Consider the following 19,831-nt stretch of genomic DNA (forward strand, 5'->3'; position numbering starts at 1 on the left):
CAGACCGTGGCGCGATCAGGCCACGCGGCGCAGGAAGCCGTCCGGCGCCGACGTGACGAGCAGGCGGTCTTCGACCGAGCGGTCGATCTCGAACTCGGGGTGCTGCTTGATCCATTCCCACACGGCCGTCTTTGGGTTGTTGCCCTTGCCCCAGTGGCGGCCCGGCCATTCGTAGTCGGCCGGCATGTCTTCCACGAAGGTGTCGAACACGACGCAGTAGCTTCCCACGCTGACGAGATCCGCGTACGCGTTCAATTCAGCCAGCACGTGGTCGTGGGTGTGGTTGGAGTCCAGGCACACCATGATGTTCTTCTTGCCCTCGGCATGCGCGCGCACTTGCGCGATCGTTGCCGGGTCGATGCTGGAGCCCTCGAAGAGATGAATGCGCTTGGCCAGCGGATGGGCCTGGATGGCCTTGCGGTTGTGTTCGCGGATTTCGATATCCACGCCGACCACGTCGCCGGCGCCCAGCAGTTGCAGCATGGATGCCGACAGCATCAGCGAACCGCCGTGGGCAATGCCCGTCTCGATGATGAGGTCCGGCTTCACGGCCCAGATCAGTTCCTGCATGGCCATGGCGTCCATCGGCAGCTGGATGAGCGGCCGGCCAGCCCACGAGAAGTTGTTCATGTACTTGCGCTCCAGCGCCATCTGGCGCCAGGCGATGGACAGCTCGCGGAACTCCTGGTCTTTGGCGAAGCCGGCTATGCGGGCTTCCTTCTCCTGGCGGTATTCCGGGTGCGCGTCGGGCGTGGTTTCAAGGTAGGACATTCAGATTCCTTTGTGCAGGCGGTACTGCGCTAGAAAATTCGGGAAAAATTCGGAAAACGGACGCGGGGGGCGGCGGACAAGCGCTTGCGTGCGTTGCACGTCGATGTCGTCGAACGCCCACGCCGGCGCACCGGGCGCCACCGAGAACGGGTAGCCCAGCACGTCCCGCACGCAGGCGGCGACCTCGCGGTTCTCCACGCCGGCGCCGTGCGCGACGTTGAAGATGCCGGCCGCGTCCGACAGGGCGATGGCCATGATCTGCGACACGGCGTCGTCAATGTGCAGATAGTCCTTGCGGGATTCCAGCGCGGTGCGCAGCGTGATGCGGCCGTCGCGTGCACCTTCCTCCAGCAGTTGGTCGATGAAGCTGTCCGGCGTGTCGCGCAGGCCGACGATGTTGGACAGGCGCGCCACCTTGGCCGGCCGGCCCCCATGCAGGCAAAGCGATTCGCCCATCAGCTTGGACAGGTTGTACAGGTCGCTCGGGTCGTTCGGATTGACGCGAAGCGCCGCGTCTTCACGCGTGCTGGCGGCGCCCGAATACACGCGCGTGCTGGACAGGTAGGTCAGGCTGTCGAAATCCCCGTGCGCGAGCAGGCTGCGCAACAGGCAGACGTGGGCCTCCACGGTATCCAGTGGACGGCTGCGAAAGTCCGACGTGAGGCCGATGGCGTAGATCACGTGTCCCAGCGGGCGGCTCAACAGGTCCGCATCCTGGCGCGGCGGCGCTTCGCAGGCGACGCCATCGGCGCGCAGGCGCGCGACCAGGTGGCGGCCGATGAAGCCCGAGGCGCCCAGAACGGTGACCGGCCGGTGGTTCATGCGTGCGGACCGCTGTCGATGGAGAGCGACGGGATCGCCGTGACCAGCTTGGCGTTCCAATCATGGCGGGCGTAGGCAAGCTGCTCCGACACTTCGGTCTTCAGGTTCCAGGGCAGGATCAGGATGTACTCGGGCCGGTCCTCGCGCAGCCGGGCTTCGGCGACGATGGGAATATGGCTGCCGGGCAGGTACTTGCCCTGCTTGGCGGGGTTCAGGTCCACCACGTACGGCAAGAGGTCGGGGCGCACGCCGGCAAAGTTCAGCAGCGTGTTGCCCTTGGCCGCCGCGCCGTAGGCGGCGATGCGCTTGCCGCCGCGGCGCAGCTCGACCAGGAACGCCAGGAGGTCGTTCTTGACCCGCTCGGCCTGCTGCTGGAAGCGCGCGTAGAAATCCGGAGTGCCGACGCCAGCCCGCTGCTCTTCGTCCAGGGTGCGCGCGACTTCGGCGTTAGTCTCGTGTTTGCCCGTGTCCAGCCGCTGCGCAAAGACACGCAGGCTGCCGCCGTGCGTGCTCAGGTGCTCGACGTCGAACACAGACAGGCCGTTGGCCGTGAAGATGCGCGATACCGCCGTGAGCGACAGGTAGGAATAGTGTTCGTGATAGACCGTGTCGAACTGGCCTTCCTGCACCATGCGCAGCAGGTGCGGAAATTCGAACGTCGCCACGCCTTGCGGCTTGAGCAGCGCGGCAAAGCCCGACACGAAGTCGTTGATGTCCGGGACATGCGCCAATACGTTATTGGCGGCGATCAGGTCCGCGGCGCGTCCCGATTCGGTGAGCTCGTCGCCCAGCTCCACGCCAAAGAAGCGCTGCACGATGTCGATGCCGCGGTCGCGTGCCGCTTGCGCGGTGCTGGCCGTGGGTTCCACGCCATAGCAGGCAATGCCGGCGTCCTTGACATACTGCAGCAGATAGCCGTCGTTGGCCGCGATCTCGGCGACCATGCTGTCCTTGCCCAGGCCGAAGCGGCCGATCATCGCGGCCACGTAGCGGCGCGAATGCGCCAGCCACGACGACGAGAACGAGCTGAAGTAGGCGTAGTCGTCGGTGAACAGGGCTTCGCGGCCCGCGTGGTCTTCCGTCTGGACCAGCCAGCAGGATTCGCACACGAGAATGCGCAGGGGAAACCAGGTCTCCGGACCGCGCAGCGCCGCTTCGCTCAGGTAGGCATTGGACGGCGGCGCGTGGCCCAGATCGAGAAAGGGCAGGCGCAGTTCGGCCTGGCAATGGCGGCACTTCACAGTGCGACTCCAGAGTAAGCAGCGTCCAGGCGCGGGTGTTGCTGATCGCGCTCGGACACGAGGGTAGGGGGGGCGGGCCAGGAGATGCCGACGCGGGCCTCCTGGAAATGCAGGCCGGCCTCGGCCTGCGGGGCATAGGGGGCGGAGTGGCAGTACAGCATTTCCACGTCGTCGCTCAGTGTCTGAAAGCCGTGGGCGAAGCCTTCGGGAATCAGCAGCGCGCGGCCGTTGTCCGCTGACAGGCGTTCCGCATGCCACTGCAGGAACGTGGGCGAACCCTGCCGCAGATCGATGGCGACGTCCCAGACCACGCCCCGGATGCAGCTTACGAGCTTCATCTCTGCAAAGGGCGGCAACTGGTAGTGCATGCCACGGAGGGTGCCGGCCTGCGCGGTGTAGGTGTGGTTGACCTGGGCGACCGGCCCCGTCCAGCCGCACGCGGCCAGATCGGATGCATCGAAGAGCCGCGCCAGAAATCCGCGGGTATCGCCGCGCGGATGGCGCTGCACGACCTTCAGGCCCGAAATCGGGGTGTCGAGAACGCCCAGGCTCATGGATGCGCCTCGTACTGGTCGATATCGGCATGGCAGAGCGGCAGCGCGTCCTCGCCCGCGTCAAAGCGCCGGTACCAGTCCATGCTGCGCAAGACCGCCTGCGCCAGCGGCCATCGGGGCGCCACTTTCAGCACGGCGCGCGCCTTGGACGTGTCCAGCGTCAGCAGCCCCGCTTCATGGGGACCTTCGATCTGCTCGGCATAGACCACGCGGCCCTTGCCATACGCGGCCTGGGCCAGATCCACGACGGTGCGCACGGACGCTGCCTCGGCCGCATCGGGCCCGAAGTTGTAGGCGTCCGCTAGGTCAGGCGCGTTCCACAACGATTCCGCCAGGGTCAGGTAGCCGGCAAGCGGTTCCAGCACGTGCTGCCACGGGCGCACCGATTGGGGCCGCCGCACATGAAGATCGCCGCCGCCTTGCCAGGCGCGCACGGCATCGGGCAGCAGGCGTTCAGCCGACCAGTCGCCGCCGCCGATCACGTTGCCCGCGCGTGCGCTGGCCACGGCCAGGCCCTGCTCACGCAGGAAGGCGTCGCGATAGGACGCAATGACCAGTTCGCTGGCGGCCTTGCTGGCGCTGTAAGGGTCATGTCCGCCCAATGCGTCGTTCTCGCGGTACGGGTAGGGCCATTCGTTGTTGCGGTAGACCTTGTCGGTCGTGACCATGACCGCGACCCGGGCCGAGGGCGTGGCGCGCAGGGCATCCAGCAGATGGGCGGTGCCCATGATGTTGGCGGCAAACGTCTCCACGGGCTGCGCATAGCTCGGGCGCACCAGCGCCTGCGCGGCCAGATGCAGCACAATCTCCGGACGGGCGGCCATCACCTGCTCGCGCAGTGCAGCGGCGTCGCGGATGTCGCAATGGCGGCTGTCGATCAGGTCGCCGATGCGGGCGGCCTCGTACAAGCTGGGTTGCGTGCACGGCGGCAGGGCAATGCCCGTCACCTGCGCGCCCAGCCGCTGCAGCCAGATCGCCAGCCAGCCGCCCTTGAAGCCGGTGTGACCGGTCACAAGGACGCGCTTGCCGCGCCAGAATCCTGCGCTGGGCGTTACCAGACTTTCCATGGCGCCTTGCCCGTGCTCCAGAGGGATTCCAGCAGGTTCTTTTCGCGCAGCGTGTCCATGGGCTGCCAGAAGCCCAGGTGTTCGTACGCGTGCAGCTGGCCTTCGCGGCTCAGCGTTTCCAGCGGACCCAGTTCCCACGTGCAGTCGTCGTCCTCGATCAGCTTGAGGACGCTGGGCGACAGCACGAAGAAGCCGCCGTTGATCAGACCGCCGTCGCCGCGCGGTTTCTCCGCAAAGCCCGTGACCTGATCGCCTTCGCGGCGCAACGCGCCATAGCGCCCCGGCGGCTGCACGGCCGTGACCGTCGCGGCCTTGCCATGCTTGCGGTGAAACGCGAGCAGGGCGGTGATGTCGATATCGGCCACGCCGTCGCCGTACGTGAAGCAGAACGCCTCGTCTTCCTTCACATAGTCGGCCACGCGCTTTAAGCGGCCGCCCGTCATCGTGCTCTCGCCGGTGTCCACCAGGGTCACGCGCCACGGTTCGGCCTTGCGCTGATGCACTTCCATGCGGTTGTCGGCCATGTCGAACGTGACGTCGGACATGTGCAGGAAGTAGTTGGCGAAGTACTCCTTGATCATGTAGCCCTTGTATCCGCAGCAGATCACGAAGTCGTTCACGCCGTGGGCGGAATAGGTCTTCATGATGTGCCACAGGATGGGCCGCCCGCCGATTTCGATCATCGGCTTGGGACGCGTGTGGGTCTCTTCGGAAATCCGGGTGCCAAGGCCGCCGGCCAGGATGATTGCTTTCATGCTTGGGTTTCGCACCAGTTCTTGAACATTTCGCGCAGCGCGCCTTCGAACTTTCGCGCGAAGGCGGGTTCGTCCATCAGGGGGCTCGCTTGCATTTCGTCGCGCAGGCCGGCGCGGATGCTTGCCAGGGCGGGCAGGTCGCTGGCCAGCGCGACGACTTTCTCCACGTACTCCACTTCGGACTGCGCGACCCATTCGGGCCGTTGGATGCCATGCAGGATCGAACTGCCGATCCGTCCGACGCTGGGGCGGCTGGCGAGCGTGATGTAAGGCACACCCATGTACAGGGTCTCGACCAGGGTCACGCCTGAGTTGTGGGGGAAGCAGTCCAGGCCAATGTCCATGCTGCGCAGGATGTCCCACGGAGGGCTGTCCCAGCCGATCAGCAGACGGTCGCGCGCGATGCCGTGCGCGCCAAAGCGGCTTGCCAGCTCTTCGCGCATCGGGCCGTCCTTATAGCTTCTGCTATTGACGATCAGGCGCGACTGCGGCACGCGGCGCAGGATCTCGGCCCACACGCCGACCACCTTGTCGTTCATGCGGATCGCGCGCGTCAGACTGCCGAAGGTGATGAAACCGTTCTTCTTTGCCGGCAGGTCGTTGCAATCGCCCATGCCCGCGCCTGCGCGATAGACGAAATTGCTGTCGGGCAGCCGCCATGGCTTTTCGGAGAACAGCGCTTCGCTGCCCGTGGGCGCCATCACTTCGTCGCTCATGATGTAGTCGATGGCGGTGAGGCCCGTGGTGTAGCCAAAGCCCAGCCAGGTCAACGAGATGGGAGCCGGCTTGCGGGCGAAGACGCCCAGCCTGTTGCCGCCCGTGTGGCCCGCGACGTCGATCAGGATGTCGATGCCGTCCGCGCGGATGCGGTCGGCGAGCGCCGCATCGCTCATGCCCGCGGTGGGCGTCCAGGCGTCGAAATAGGTCTTGAAGCGGGTCGTGACCGGGTCTTCCGCGACGAATTCCGCGTAGGCGTGCAGCTCCAGGTTCTCGCGGTCGTGATGGGACAGCAGCGGCTCGATGAAATTGTTGCCCGAATGCTGGCGGAAGTCCGGAGACACGTAGCCCACGCGAATGCGGCGCCGCGCATCCCGGGGATTGGCATGCGGACGCCACGTTGAGCGCAGGCCCTCGCAATGGACCTGATTGAATTGGCGATAGGCCTCGAATACTTCCTCCGCGCTCGCGGAGGGCGAATAATTCAGCGAGAACAGCAGGTTGTTGTGCGCGATGAGTGCTTTGGGGGCCAGCGACACCGCGGCCTTCGCTGCGGCCACGGCGCCTTCGGCATCGCCCCGGTCCAGGAGGATCTTGCCCAGGTTCGTACGGGCCTTTTCCTGATAGGGATCCAGCGACAGCGCGGTCAGGCAGCTAGCCTGCGCTTCCTTGTAGCGCAGTTCCGAACACAGTGCATCGCCCAGCACGCCATGCGTGGACGCATCCCGAGGCGCAAGTTCCACGGCCCGGCGCGCGGCGCCGATGGCTTCGGACGTTCGGGTCAGCGCTGTCAGGCAGGACGACAGGACGATGTAACTTTGTGCCCGCGCAGGCGCCAGCTCAAGCATCTTCAGCGCAGGCGCAAGCGCCTGGCGGAACCGGCCGGAATTGCACAGGGTCACGGCCAGGGGCTCCCACGCGGCTGAAGCGCCCGGCACGGTCTTGGCGAGCTGCCTCGCCAAGCCTTCGGCCTTGTCATATTGGCGTTCCGTCAGCAGGTCCTGGATGCGCATCGCAAGCGACGCGGCCGCGGGCGGCAGGCCGCCCGCCATCGAGCCGGCGGCCAGAATGCGCTGATTGAGGCTGACGCGTGCGAGGGCGCCGGCGTACAGCCCAAAGAGCTGCGCGTCGCCCTGGCTTGCGGTCAGCGCCTCGTTCAGGCGCGCGGCCCACGCGGTCGCCGAACCCTGCAGCAAACCGTAGCGCTTGAGCAGCCCAAGCAGTTCCAGTAGGCCAGAGGTGTCTCGGGGAATGCCTTCAGCCGCGGACTCGGGGGCGGTGCTGACCTCAAGCAGCGGCAGGTCTTGGGCCAGCCGGTCCGCCATGGTCTGGAAGTCGGGCGTCAGGATCAGCCTGACCGGTTCGTGCCACAGGTTAAAGCGCAGCGGAACCCCGTCCGCAAACGTTTCGGAGAGCGCCACGTTCACGCAGGCAACCGGACGGACCTGTGCATTGTCTTCACGGTCGTAGGGGCCCGCATCCAGGCAGAAATGCGCCAGATCGTGCTCGATCAGTGTGGTCAGGGATTTGTCCAGCAGCTTGCGCGCCGCCCCGTCGTCCAGCCCTTCCGCGTGCATAAGCACGGCCACCAGCGTTGTATAGGGCAGGGAACCCGGCCAGGCATGGGCAAGCGTGTCCATCAGCTTGACCATGTGCGCGTCGGTAGTCACCAGGCCGCGGCCCAGGTGGTTCACATAGGTCGCGCCGACTTCCTGCCCGTTGGCGGCGAGCCGTTGCGCCCCGCACGCCCAACGCAGGTCCTTGAACCGGTTCAGGTCCGCGCGCGGCTGCGACTGTTCGGCGGCGGCCTGGGTGGTGAACAGGCTTTGGCGGAATCCCCGACCGGTCGCGAAGTCCAGATATTGCTGTCTGACGCTGGCCGGCTGGCCCATCGTGAGCAGGCTATGGGTCAGCGATACGTTCTGACCCATGTGCAGCGCGATTTCGGACAGCGGTTGGGCGTCGCCCACGTAACCCAGTCCTGCCTCGGCGGCGCGTCCCGCGAACTCGACGAAGTAGCAGGGATTGCTGGCAATGGGGGCCACCGTGTCCTGCGTCTGGCCATCAAAGGCGCGCTGGAATTGTGCGGCAGCCACCGCCAGAGGATTGCCGATCGGGTTGAATCCCGCAATTCCTTCCTTGAAGAGCGTCAGTGCGGCCAGCGCGCTGGCGCGGAACTGATCTTCGGTCTGCGCGGCATGGGCGTGCAGCAGGATGGCGTCGCGTACGACTTCCTGGGCCTTGGCGCCCGGGTAAACGTGGTAGTCCACGTACAGGATGCCATTGGGCGACAGTAGCTGGCCGCAGCGTTGCAGCAAGGCTTGCGCCGCGTCGGGCGGCAAAAAGCTGTAGAGGCCGGTGACGATGATGTAGTCGAACGGGGCGGTCCCCGGATCCAGTTCGGCATAGTCCTGCGCCAGCAACTGGAGATTCGTCAGGCCCAGCGCGGTGGCCATCTCCCTGCCTTGGGCGATGACCGCTTCGGACGCGTGGATGCCCGTGACGCGCGCCTCGGGGTAGGCCAAGGCGAAGGGAAACAGGCCCTTGCCCGTGCCGCAGCCCACGCCGAGCACCCGCGCCTTGTCCAGCGCCGGCGCTTCGACGCCATAAAGATAGGCGGTGGCCTGCAGGTTCAGGGGGGAGTGGCTGGTCGCCAGAAGTCCCGGTTCGGCGGTTGCCTGGCGGTGATGGTAGGCCGGAGTCGACATGGATGCGGGTGACGGACAGGCGCGAGGCCCGGAGTACGAGGAATCTGGCAATTCTACGAACCGCCACCTCCGTTCATTCCGCGAATCAGCGTCGGAATTCAGCGCCACTTTCCCCAAAGCGTCCCGCGTGCGGCAGACGAAAAAAAACCCGCCAGGAGCGGGTTCTTGGGGCGATCGGGCAAGGCGCGAAGGACCTTGCCCGGTCTGCAGCCAGGAAAGCCGTGGCTTTCCTGGCTGTTCGTACTGCTTGCTGAGAATTAACGCAGCAGCGACAGCACGGTTTGCGGCACTTGGTTGGCTTGCGCCAGAACCGAGGTGCCAGCCTGTTGCAGGATCTGAGCCTTGGACATGTTCGACACTTCCGTGGCGTAGTCGGCGTCTTGAATACGCGAACGAGCGTTGGAGAGGTTGTTGACCACGTTGTTCAGGTTGGCGATCGTCGATTCCAGACGGTTCTGCACAGCACCCAGTTCGCCGGTCAGCTTGTCCAGCTTCGTGAAGGCGGCGTCCAGCGTCTTCATCGGATCGGTCGTCTTCGTGCCCTTGCTGGTGTCTTCCGTGGTCAGCTTGCCGGAGCTGTTGACCTTGGCTTCCTTGCCGACTTGAGCTTCGTAGTCGCCGGTGCCCGTGCCGCTCTTGACCGTGGCCTTGCCCGTGTTGGGGTCAACGGTGTAGGTCGTGTCGTACGTCTTGGTCGTGGTGAACGTGCCCTTGTCGTCGACGTACGTGTCGGTCGACTTGCCGCTGGTGAACGTGACGTTGGCGCTGGTGATGCCTTGGCCCAGCTTGATGATCACGTTGCCGGCGGTGGCGTCGGCCTTGACGTTGGCCAGCAGCGCATCGGAAGCGATGGTGTTGGTGAACGTCAGTTGGTTGGCCGTGCCGGTGTTCTGGTACGTCTTGCCGCCGATCGAGACCGACGAGTTGCCGGCACCGCCGCTGCCGTTCGAGGCTGCAGCCATGACGGAGTCGAGCGTAGCTGCCGTGGCGCTGGAGCTGTTGGTGGTCAGGTTGCCAGCGGCGTCCAGGTAGGCGTCTTGGCCGCCGATGGTGACCTTGCCGGTCGCGTCGACGTCAAACGAGGTCGAAGCCGAGCCGTTGCTGTGCGTGTAGGTGGCCGAGACGGTGCCGGTGGCCGGGCGCAGCGAGGTGGCCAGGGCGGTAACGGCAGCAGCGTCGGAAGCCGACTTGTCGGTGAACGTGAAGTTCTTGTTGGCAGCGTCGTACGTGTAGGTGACGCCGGTGGCGCCGGTGCCCACGCTGACGGTGTTGCCGTTTTCCAGCTTGGCGAACGTTTGGTCGGCGGTAGCGGCAGCGTGCGTCGTCGTGACCGTCCAGTCGTTACCAACGGCGGTGCCGCCAGCAGCTTGCAGATCCGACACGGTGGCCGAACGGTTCTGGGTCACGCCCGAGCCGTTGACGTTGAAGCCGTCCAGGCCCAGGGTCTTGACGCTGATTTCGGTCAGGTTCAGGGTGATCGTTTCGCCGTCGTTGGCGCCGACTTGCAGCGTCAGGGGCTTGGCCGAATCCGACAGAACCTTCACGCCGTTGAAGTCGGTTTGTTGCGAGATGCGATCGATGTCCGACAGACGCTGGTTGATTTCGTCTTGCATCGAGTTCAGCTGTTCTTGCGAGTAGCTGCCGTTGGCGGCTTGCACGGACAGTTCGCGAACGCGTTGCAGGTGGGTGTTGACTTCCGAGGCGGCGCCTTCGGTCGTCTGAGCCAGCGAGATGCCGTCGTTGGCGTTACGAGCGGCTTGGGTCAGGCCCTTGACGTTCGCGGTGAAGCGGTTGGCAATCGCCATACCGGCGGCGTCGTCCTTGGCGCTGTTGATGCGCAGGCCCGACGACAGGCGTTCGATGGCGGTACCCAGGGAAGATTGCGACTTGTTCAGGTTGTTCTGAGCAACGAGCGACAAGTAGTTGGTATTGATGACTGCAGCCATGTTTAGGCTCCCAAGAGAGAAAGGCTTCTTCAAACCGGGCAGCGGGGCCGCCCATCTTTGTAACGGGAAGAATTCTTTGACTTGTGTCTTCGAATTTCTCCGTTGCCAGGATTACGGCAGTCCAAAATCAATCTTTAGGTTTTTTTTTTGCCAATCGTAAATTTGGCCGATGGACGCCTGGTTTTCCTGCCGGCGCCCTCTGGGCGAGCCGGCAGGGGGCACGGCACTCAGTTCAGCAACAGGCCGCTGCGGCGCAGTTCAGCCAGCAGGGAATTCAAGAATTCCTGGGCGACGGGCTCCAGATTGCGGGCGCCCTTATACGATTGGCCATTCGGATGCGGATGCTTTCCGGTCGTCAAAGCATCACGCACGGCGCTGCGCAGCTCGGTCGCGCTTCGGGATCCGTCCATCAGGGTCATGATGTGCCGGCTCAGCGGATCGGCCGGCGGCGTCACGCCCTGGTGCCAAAGATTGTGCAGGCTGACCTGTGTGTTCTGGCGGGTGGCTTCGGGCAGCAGATCAAGGGCGCCCGCGATGAGCGCCGGCTTGGATTGCGGGGCCTGGTATTGCGCAGGCTCAAGGCGGTAGTGCAGCGCATTCGATTGCACCAGCGCGATGACATGGGCCAGCAACGCTGCTGTCATCTCGTCCTGCGTGGCGGCGGGTGCATGCTTGCTCGCGGCCTCGCGGATGGCTTCGAACGACACCGACTGCGGCCAGGACTGGCCCAGCAGGTCCATCAGCGTATGCGCAATCGGGTCGTGCGACGTCAGTGTCGCGCCCCGCGCCGTGAGGTACTGCCGTTGCTGCGCAGGCGCCGCGGTGCCGGCCTGCAGACGCAGGTCGGCCGCCAGGTGCATGCCTGTGAAAGCGCTGCCCTCCGGCTGCTCAAGGATTGCGCCGGCCCGCTCGGCGTGAATCAGCAGGCTCTTGCGGAACGAGCGGCCGATGGCGAAGTCCAGATACTGTTCGCGCATCTCGCGGCCGGCGTTCACTGCCAGCCCATTCAGGCCCAGCGCAACCCGAGAGCCATACGTCGAGGGAAAGGACAATTGCGGTTCGGCATCCGTCAGGTAGGCCAAGCCGGCCTGCTGGGCTGCGGCGGCAAACTCCAGGAAATAGCAGGGCGTGTTGACGGCTTCCAGGTATTCGTGAAGCAGGTAGTGGTCGCTTTGCCCCCGCAACTGCTGGGCGGAATGCCGCAGCGCCGACTGCAAGGGATTATTTTCCCAAAGGCCGTTTTCAATCAGGTTCAGCATGTCCTTGGCGCGCGCCACCTTTTCTTGCGGCGTTTGCGCCCCGAAACTGTTGAGCATCATGGCGTCGCGAAGGACATCCGACGCCTTCCAGCCCGGGTAGGTGTTGTAACTGATATAGGCGATGCCCTCGGGCGCGAGGTTCTCCCTGCAGATGCGCAGAATCGCGTCGCGCACTTCCGGCGGCACCCAGCTGAAGACGCCGTGGCAGATGATGTAGTCGAACGTGCCGAACTCGGGCGTGATGTCCGTCAGGCTCATGGCGTGCAGATCGAGATTGCGTGCGCCGGCGGCCTCTGCCGCGCGCTGGCCCGCTTCGATCTGCTGGGGCGACAGGTCGACGCCGACCGCGCGGGCGTCGGGATACGCTATCGCGAACGGCAGCAGATTGCCCCCCGCCGCGCAGCCGAGTTCCAGCACGCGCGCGCGATTCAATTCAGGTGCGGAAATGCCATACAGATGCGCCACGGCGCGCAGGCTGCCGGGCGCCGTGTAGGAAAACGGCAGGGAAAGATAGGGGGTTTCGTCGTAGGCGTCAGAAATGGCCTGCGTCAAGCGGTCGGGTGCGCTCATGGCGAAATTCCGGGAGGGTCGTGGTGCACTGCGAGGCTCTCGCGGTTCGCGGCGCACAAGTTTGTGGGCTAGACCGAAAGGCTAGCAGCCCCGTTGCGACCCGGAAGGCATGAACAAGGTCCGATTTTCCCCCTGAATCCGTGCCGGCTGAAAATCGCCCCGATTCCGCCGCGGGGGAAAATCAGATGATCTGCGCGATCTGCCCTTCCTGCGGCAATTCCTGCCAGGCCTGATCTTTCAACCTTGCGCGTATCCGCGCCGTCGCCTGCGACCTCAATTGGCACACCCGCGCCTCGGTCACATTCATGATCGCGCCGATTTCCTTCAGGTTCAGCCCTTGCTCGTAACACAGCGACAGCAACAGCTTTTCGCGGTCGGGCAGGGCGTCGATGGCGTGAACCAAGGCCTGCCGGAAGTCGCCGGCCAATAGCGAGTCCAGCGGATTGCCGCTGGGCGCGCCGTGATTCAACGTGGCGGACCAGTCCGCCTGACCCGATGCCGAATCGGGCTCGGTGGTGAAGTCTTCATAGTGAACGATCTGCACGCCTTGCGCGTCGTGCAGCAGCGTCTGGTATTCGTCCAGCGGCAGTTCTAGCTGCTTGGCGATCTCGGCTTCAGTCGGCGCGCGCATCAAACGCTGTTCCAAAAACTGGATCGCCTGTTCGATCTTGCGGGCTTTCGTGCGCACGCTGCGCGGCAGCCAGTCCTGGCCGCGAAGCTCATCGAGCATCGCGCCGCGAATGCGCGTCGTGGCGTAGGTCTCGAACTGAGCGTCCGCGGTTTCCTGGTAACGGCGGACGGCGTCGAGCAGGCCGATCATGCCGGCCTGTATCAGGTCGTCGAGTTCGACGCTGGCGGGTAAACGGGCGAGCAATTGCAGGGCCAGCTTCCGAACTAGCGGCGCATATTCGACCAGGCTGTCATCTGCGTGGGGCATTGCGGGAATTCTGGCGGAGTCGATCGTGAAGCGCGGTCGATGTTGTCAATTTGCGACATTGTCGACAAGCGCGGCTACGGTAATGCGGGCGAATCTAGGGAATCGTCAAGATGGCATTGTCGGCAATGGGCGGCCGTTCATTTCAGGAAGTACGCAACGTTTTGAATGCTTATTTGGCAAATTGACCAAAATTTGTCACGAACTTGTATGTCAAGGTGTGTCTAGAAAGGCACGTTGCGCAACATCAACAAAGATTTGTCATATAAGTCATAGAAAATGACATGACCTGTGGTAAATTTTACTTAAATTGCGAACAAATGATACATTTCGCATTAAAACAGGATGCAGCGAGCGGACAGGCAACAAACGTTGCCTGCGCTATGAGTAATCAAGCCCCTCGGGTGGGATAGGGATAGGGAGTACGGCGTGCAACAAGTAGAAAATTCTTTGCTGGCAGATATTCGCGAAGTGAATCTGTCATATTTGTTACTGGCTCAGCGGATGTTGCGTGATGACTATGCCGCATCGATGTTCCGCCTGGGGTTCAGCAATGAAGTCGCTGACATTCTCATGCGCCTTTCGCCGGCGCAACTGGTAAAACTGGCCAGCTCCAGCTCGCTGCTGTGCCGCTTCCGTTTCGACGATTACAGCCTGCTGTCGGCGCTGACCCACGATGTGCTGGGTGGTGCGCTGCAACAAGCCCACGCCACCATCCTGCTCGCCAAGCAGCCTGTCGAAGAACTGGCCTGACGGCCCGCGAATCCCACTCGGACACACACCTGTCATGGCCTCCAAGAGCGTTTCCCAGGAAGCGGACGACATTCTGCTTGCCAGCTCCATGATTACGCTGGGCGCGCGCCTTCAGGTGCTTGAGGCTGAAACCAGCCTCAGCCACGATCGCCTCGCCCGCCTGTATCGCGAGATCCGCGGCTGCTCGCCACCCAAGGGCATGCTGCCTTTTTCGGTCGACTGGTTCATGACCTGGCTGCCGAATATCCATTCCTCTCTCTTCTATAACGTGTATTCGTTTCTGAATACGCGCACCACCAGCAAAGGCATACGCGCCACCATCGACGCGTATCGCCTGTATCTCGAAAACGCGGGGCAGGAAGCCGCGGATGCCGAGCCCGTCCTGAGCTTTACCCGGGCGTGGATGCTGGTGCGATTCTTCGACAGCGGCATGCTGCAGCTTTCTGCGTGCCGGCAGTGTGGCGGCCATTTCATTGCCCATGCCCATGATCCCCAGTCGGATTTTGTGTGCGCTATCTGCCGTCCGCCACCCCGCGCGGGCAAGACGCGGGCGGCCGCCAAGGCACGTGCCGGCACCCGTGCAGCCCCCATTGCGACCGCCGCTCCGACCTGATCGGGCGTCCAAATACATCAAAAGCCCTGGAAAACACCCCCTAACCCGCCTTTTTGGGGCAGGGGGGACAGGGGATCATTGACGCAAGTTATAGACTTCGTTGGCAGGGGCCCGTTGTGTTGATTGTTATCGGTTTTCTTGTGGTGATCGTGTCGGTCGTCGGCAGCTTCATGGCGCTGGGCGGACACTTGGGCGCGCTCTACCAGCCCTTCGAGCTGACGCTGATCTTCGGTGCGGCGTTCGGGGCTTTCCTGGCGGGCAACAGCAAGAAGTCGCTGATGCTGGTCAAGAAGGCGCTTCCCGACGCGCTCAAGAGCTCGCGCTACGGCAAGGATGTCTACATGGAGCTGATGGCGCTCCTGTACGTGCTGCTGAACAAGGCGCGCCGCGAAGGCCTGATGGCCATCGAATCGCACATCGAGGATCCGGGCTCCAGCCCGATCTTCAGCGAATATCCCCGTATCGCCAAAGACGAGAAGCTCATGGAGTTCATCACGGACTACCTGCGCATCATGATCAGCGGCAACATGAGCTCGTTTGAAATCGAGACGCTCATGGACGAGGAAATCGAAACCTACCGCCACGAGCGCGAAGTGCCGGCTCATGCGCTGCAGCAGATGGCCGACGGCTTGCCCGCGTTCGGTATCGTGGCCGCGGTGCTGGGCGTGATCAAGGCGCTGGCGGCCGTGGACCAGCCGCCCGCCATCCTGGGCGACCTGATTTCCAAGGCCATGGTCGGCACGTTCCTGGGTATTTTGCTGGCTTATGGTTTCGTCGGTCCGCTGGCCTCCCGCGTGGAGCGCCGCACGGACGAGGCCATGAAGGTGCTTGAGTGCATCAAGACGACGCTGCTGGCCAGCATGAACGGCTATCCGCCTCAGCTTGCGGTGGAATTCGGCCGCAAGGTGCTGTTCTCGGCGGTCCGGCCCACCTTCGGTGAGCTGGAAGAGCACGTGCGCCAGACCAAGTCGACCGGCAAGGCCTGACGGAGCGGGCCATGAGCACGGTAAATAATCACCGTGTGGTGATCCGCCGCAAGAAGGTCAAGGGCGGCGGGCACCACGGGGGCAGCTGGAAGATCGCGTACGCCGACTTCATTACGGCGATGATGGCGTTCTTCCTGGTGATGTGGCTGGTCAGCATCGTGCCGAAGGAAGAACTCAAGGGGATTGCGGAATACTTCCGCATGCCGCTGCGCGTCGCCATCACGGGCGGGCCCAGCAGCTCGGCCGAAACCAGCGCCGTGCCGGGCGGCGGGCAGGATCCGTTGCGCAGCGAAGGCGACGTCCGCCGCGGCCAGGGCAACCGGGTCGAATCCCAGCCCATGGGCGACGCCGAGCGCCGCGAGCAGCATCGCCTGGAAAATCTCAAGAAGCGCCTCGAGAACGTCATCGAGACCAGCCCCGTCCTGAAATCCTTCCGGCCGCAGCTGCTCATCGACCTGACGACCGAAGGCCTGCGCATCCAGATCATCGACAACCAGAACCGCCCGATGTTCGCGACCGGCCGCGCCGAAGTGCAGCCGTATATGCGCGACATCCTGCGCGAGCTGGGGCCGGTGCTCAATGAACTGCCCAACAAGGTCAGCATCTCGGGTCATACCGACGCGTCGCAGTATGCGCGCGGCGAGCGAGCCTACAGCAACTGGGAGCTTTCGGCCGACCGGGCGAACGCCTCGCGCCAGGAGCTGGTGGCGGGCGGCATGAACGAAAGCAAGGTCATGCGCATCCAGGGTCTGTCTTCCAGCATGAGTCTGGTTAAAGATGATCCGTATGCAGCCGTTAATAGACGCATCAGCCTGGTGGTGCTCAACCAAAGCACCCAGAAGCGCATCGAGAGCGAGAACGCCGCAGCGGCGGATTTGAGCGCCAAGGATGCGCGCGAGGTGGGGACGGCCGTGCAGGCGGTGCAAGCCGCCAGCAAGGCCGCAACGGCAACCAAGCAGGGCGAGGCGGTGAACGCCCCGCCCGCTGAAGGGGTTCGACAGCAATGACGGCAACGATACTCGTGGCGGACGATTCCACGACCATGCGGATGATCGTTCAGGCGACGCTGACCGGCGCAGGCTGGAAGGTGTTGACGGCCTGCAATGGCCAGGAAGCGCTCGAGGTGGCGATGGCCAACCCGGTGGATCTGGTCGTCAGCGACTGGAACATGCCTGTGAAGGGCGGTCTGGAGTTGATCCAGGGGTTGCGCGAAGAGGACCGGTACATGGATGTGCCGGTGCTGGTGCTGACCACCGAGGACGACGTGGACAGCAAGATGGCAGCCCGGGATCTGGGCGTTTGCGGCTGGCTTTCCAAGCCGGTGGATCCCGATGTGCTGGTGGAATTGGCGACCGAGCTGCTCGACGAGCAGGCCGGCGCGTAGCAGGTTCATTTAGAAAGGCGTACGGGTCATGAGTTCTGGTTTGGACCTCAGTCAGTTTTACGAGACCTTTTTCGACGAGGCGGACGAACTGCTTGCGCAGATGGAGCAGCTGTTGCTCGAGCTCGATGTGGGCTCGCCCGACATCGAGCAGCTCAACGCCATTTTTCGCGCGGCGCATTCGATCAAGGGTGGTGCGGCGACGTTCGGCTGTTTCAACCAGCTGGCGGGCACGACCCATCTGCTTGAGAACCTTCTGGACGCGATCCGGCGTGGCGAAATGGCGCTGCGCACGGACATGATTGATATTTTCTTGGAAACGAAAGACGTGCTCAAAAGCCAACTGGACGCCTATCGGGCCTCCGAAGAGCCCGATGACGCCGTGTTTGAGCGTATTTGCGCCGTATTGAGGCAGCTTGCGCTGGAGCATAAGGATCCCGCCGCGGCCGCCGCAGCTGCACCCGCGCCCGCTGCGCCGGCCGCTGCGCCGGCTCCGGCGCCCGCCCCGGTGCAGCAGGCGCCCCAGCCCGCGCCGGCCGCGCCCGCCGAGCCGGCGGCTCCGGCCGCGGCGTCCGGTTCGCAGGATGGCCTGCCGCTGCGCGTGCGCATCACCAAGGTGTCGGACAAGGACGCCGCGTCCCTGCTCGAAGAGATGGGCAATCTGGGCAACGTCAAGGCAAGCGAACGCGCCAACGGCGTGCTGACGGTGTGGGTGGACAGCACCTGCACGCCGGAAGACATCGAGGCCGTGTGCTGCTTCATCGTCGACGGCGACCAACTGAGCATCGCTCGTGAAGCCGCGCCGGCAGGCGGCGACGCCGCACCGGCGGCCGCCGAAGCGGCGCCCGCCGCGCCCGTAGCGCAGCCGGCCCCCGCCGCAGCGCCGGGCGTGGCCGAAGCGCCGGAAGCGCACGCCGCAGAACCCGCCGCCGCTGAAGCCGGCGCCCCGGCTGCCCGCGCCGCGCGTCCCGCTGCGTCCGCTGCCGCGCACGCCGACAAGGAATCGACTTCGATCCGCGTCGGCGTTGAGAAGGTCGACCAGGTGATCAACCTGGTGGGCGAACTGGTCATCACGCAGGCCATGCTGGCGCAGACCGCCTCCACGCTGGATCCGGTGCTGCACGATCGCCTGCTGAACGGCATGGAGCAGCTCGAGCGCAACGCGCGCGATCTGCAGGAAGCCGTCATGTCGATCCGCATGATGCCGATGGATTACGTGTTCAGCCGCTTCCCGCGCCTGGTGCGCGACATTGCCGGCAAGATGGGCAAGCAGATCGAACTGCAGACGTACGGCCGCGCGACCGAGCTGGACAAGAGCCTGATCGAGCGCATCATCGACCCGCTGACCCACCTGGTGCGCAACAGCCTGGACCACGGCATCGAAACGCCTGAAAAGCGGATCGCCGCGGGCAAGGACCCGGTCGGCCAGCTGGTGCTGTCCGCGCAGCACAACGGCGGCAACATCGTCATCGAAGTCAGCGACGACGGTGGCGGCCTGAACCGCGAGAAGATCCTGAAGAAGGCCATGGCGCAAGGCCTGGCCGTCAACGAGAATTCGCCCGACGACGAGATCTGGCAGCTTATTTTTGCGCCCGGCTTCTCCACGGCCGAAAAGGTCACGGACATTTCCGGCCGCGGTGTGGGCATGGACGTGGTGCGCCGGAACATCCAGGACATGGGCGGTCACGTGCAGCTGTCGTGCGAGCCGGGCCACGGCACCACGACGCGCATCGTGCTGCCGCTGACGCTGGCCATTCTGGACGGCATGTCGGTGCGCGTGGGTGAAGAGACCTTCATCCTGCCGCTGAACCACGTTACCGAATCGCTGCAGCCCACCAATGACCAGATCTACTCGGTCGCCGGCAACGAACGCGTCATGCACGTGCGTGGCGAATACCTGCCGCTGGTCGAGATGCACCGGGTGTTCTCGGTGGGAGAAGCCCAGACCGATCCCACCCAGGCGATCGCCGTCATCATGCAGGCCGAGGACCGCCGCTTTGCGCTGCTGGTCGATCACCTGATCGGGCAGCACCAGGTCGTGGTGAAGAATCTGGAATCGAATTACCGCAAGGTCCCGGGCATTTCCGCCGCCACCATTCTTGGCGATGGCAGCGTGGCCCTGATTGTCGACGTATTTGCGCTCGCGCGCGCCAACCGGGAACGCTGGTCGCAGCCCGAAGCCGTTCTGAATTGATGGAGCTCTAAAAATCATGGCAGCCAAACCGCAAGCGCAAGCCGCGCGCAATGAAGATGTCGGCAGCGAATTCCTGGTCTTTACGCTGGGCGACGAAGAATACGGCATCGACATCCTGAAGGTGCAGGAGATCCGCGGCTACGACGCCGACACGGTCACCCGCATCGCGAATGTCCCGCCCTTCATCAAGGGCGTGACGAACCTGCGCGGCATCATCGTGCCGATCGTCGACCTGCGCATCAAGTTCAACCTGGGCCGCGTCGAATACAACGAGCAGACCGTCGTCATCATCCTGAACCTCGACCGCCGTGTCGTGGGCATCGTGGTGGACGGCGTGTCGGACGTGCTGATGCTGAACGCCGGCCAGGTCCGTCCGGCGCCCGAGTTCGGCGCCACGCTGTCGACCGAGTACCTGACCGGTCTGGGCACCGTGGACGAGCGGATGCTGATCCTGGTGGACATTGAAAAGCTGATGACCAGCGACGAAATGGCGCTGGTGGAGAAGGTCGCCTCCTGATCGGAGTTCGGCCGGAACGCGGGGTAAAGGCGCCATATTGATC

At 64.3% G+C, this 19,831-nt stretch carries 17 protein-coding genes; 7 read left to right on the forward strand and 10 right to left on the reverse strand.

Features of this window, described 5'->3' with window-relative positions; genetic code table 11:
* Nucleotides 1-15: 15 nt before the first annotated feature.
* The 10 genes from V6V88_RS11055 to V6V88_RS11100 form a co-directional block, all read right to left on the reverse strand.
* A complete protein-coding gene (locus tag V6V88_RS11055) occupies nt 16-771 on the reverse strand; it encodes a cephalosporin hydroxylase family protein (protein WP_280001693.1) in 756 nt (251 codons plus the stop codon).
* Nucleotides 772-1,593, reverse strand: a complete 822-nt coding sequence (locus V6V88_RS11060) for an NAD-dependent epimerase/dehydratase family protein (RefSeq protein ID WP_280001691.1) — start codon at nt 1,591-1,593, stop codon at nt 772-774.
* On the reverse strand, nt 1,590-2,834 hold the full coding sequence (locus V6V88_RS11065; protein ID WP_280001689.1) for a class I SAM-dependent methyltransferase: 1,245 nt from the start codon (nt 2,832-2,834) through the stop codon (nt 1,590-1,592). Before V6V88_RS11065 ends, V6V88_RS11060 begins: the two co-directional genes overlap by 4 nt.
* A complete protein-coding gene (locus V6V88_RS11070; RefSeq protein WP_152384164.1) occupies nt 2,831-3,388 on the reverse strand; it encodes a dTDP-4-dehydrorhamnose 3,5-epimerase family protein in 558 nt (185 codons plus the stop codon). The genes V6V88_RS11065 and V6V88_RS11070 overlap by 4 nt, the downstream gene beginning before the upstream one ends.
* Nucleotides 3,385-4,455 (reverse strand): CDP-glucose 4,6-dehydratase, encoded by a 1,071-nt coding sequence (rfbG, locus tag V6V88_RS11075; protein WP_280001687.1) that lies wholly within the window; start codon nt 4,453-4,455, stop codon nt 3,385-3,387. Before rfbG ends, V6V88_RS11070 begins: the two co-directional genes overlap by 4 nt.
* Nucleotides 4,440-5,210: a glucose-1-phosphate cytidylyltransferase gene (rfbF, locus tag V6V88_RS11080; RefSeq protein WP_063953479.1), complete on the reverse strand. Its 771-nt coding sequence runs from the start codon at nt 5,208-5,210 to the stop codon at nt 4,440-4,442. Before rfbF ends, rfbG begins: the two co-directional genes overlap by 16 nt.
* Nucleotides 5,207-8,635 (reverse strand): methyltransferase domain-containing protein, encoded by a 3,429-nt coding sequence (locus tag V6V88_RS11085; RefSeq protein ID WP_338619271.1) that lies wholly within the window; start codon nt 8,633-8,635, stop codon nt 5,207-5,209. Before V6V88_RS11085 ends, rfbF begins: the two co-directional genes overlap by 4 nt.
* A 257-nt stretch (nt 8,636-8,892) precedes the next feature.
* Entirely contained in the window at nt 8,893-10,581 is a 1,689-nt protein-coding gene (locus tag V6V88_RS11090) for a flagellin (RefSeq protein WP_062840904.1), read from the reverse strand.
* A 227-nt stretch (nt 10,582-10,808) separates the two neighbouring features.
* Entirely contained in the window at nt 10,809-12,410 is a 1,602-nt protein-coding gene (locus tag V6V88_RS11095) for a methyltransferase regulatory domain-containing protein (RefSeq protein WP_142049173.1), read from the reverse strand.
* A gap of 181 nt (nt 12,411-12,591) precedes the next feature.
* Nucleotides 12,592-13,347, reverse strand: coding sequence for an RNA polymerase sigma factor FliA (locus tag V6V88_RS11100; RefSeq protein ID WP_056316558.1), 756 nt, complete (start codon nt 13,345-13,347; stop codon nt 12,592-12,594).
* 426 nt (nt 13,348-13,773) lie between these two features.
* Between V6V88_RS11100 and flhD the strand changes: the two genes are divergently transcribed.
* The 7 genes from flhD (at nt 13,774) to cheW (ending at nt 19,788) form a co-directional block, all read left to right on the forward strand.
* Nucleotides 13,774-14,097, forward strand: a complete 324-nt coding sequence (flhD, locus tag V6V88_RS11105) for a flagellar transcriptional regulator FlhD (RefSeq protein ID WP_006219025.1) — start codon at nt 13,774-13,776, stop codon at nt 14,095-14,097.
* A gap of 34 nt (nt 14,098-14,131) precedes the next feature.
* Nucleotides 14,132-14,710 carry a flagellar transcriptional regulator FlhC gene (gene flhC, locus V6V88_RS11110; RefSeq protein WP_056316560.1) on the forward strand — a complete coding sequence of 193 codons (579 nt, stop codon included), beginning with the start codon at nt 14,132-14,134 and terminating at the stop codon, nt 14,708-14,710.
* Between the two features lie 116 nt (nt 14,711-14,826).
* Entirely contained in the window at nt 14,827-15,696 is an 870-nt protein-coding gene (gene motA / locus V6V88_RS11115; protein WP_062840907.1) for a flagellar motor stator protein MotA, read from the forward strand.
* An 11-nt stretch (nt 15,697-15,707) separates the two neighbouring features.
* Nucleotides 15,708-16,703, forward strand: a complete 996-nt coding sequence (gene motB / locus V6V88_RS11120) for a flagellar motor protein MotB (RefSeq protein WP_223575355.1) — start codon at nt 15,708-15,710, stop codon at nt 16,701-16,703.
* The gene (locus V6V88_RS11125) at nt 16,700-17,080 is read left to right on the forward strand and encodes a response regulator (protein ID WP_056316568.1); all 381 of its coding nucleotides are present in this window, start codon (nt 16,700-16,702) and stop codon (nt 17,078-17,080) included. The genes motB and V6V88_RS11125 overlap by 4 nt, the downstream gene beginning before the upstream one ends.
* Before the next feature lie 28 nt (nt 17,081-17,108).
* Nucleotides 17,109-19,271: a chemotaxis protein CheA gene (cheA, locus tag V6V88_RS11130; RefSeq protein ID WP_338619272.1), complete on the forward strand. Its 2,163-nt coding sequence runs from the start codon at nt 17,109-17,111 to the stop codon at nt 19,269-19,271.
* Nucleotides 19,272-19,287: 16 nt separating this feature from the next.
* Complete coding sequence (gene cheW, locus V6V88_RS11135; RefSeq protein WP_056316575.1) at nt 19,288-19,788, forward strand: chemotaxis protein CheW; 501 nt, start codon at nt 19,288-19,290, stop codon at nt 19,786-19,788.
* Nucleotides 19,789-19,831 lie beyond the last annotated feature (43 nt).

Origin of the sequence: Achromobacter sp. E1, from assembly GCF_037039475.1 — a bacterium.
In the GTDB taxonomy this organism is placed as follows: Bacteria; Pseudomonadota; Gammaproteobacteria; order Burkholderiales; family Burkholderiaceae_B; genus Achromobacter; species Achromobacter mucicolens.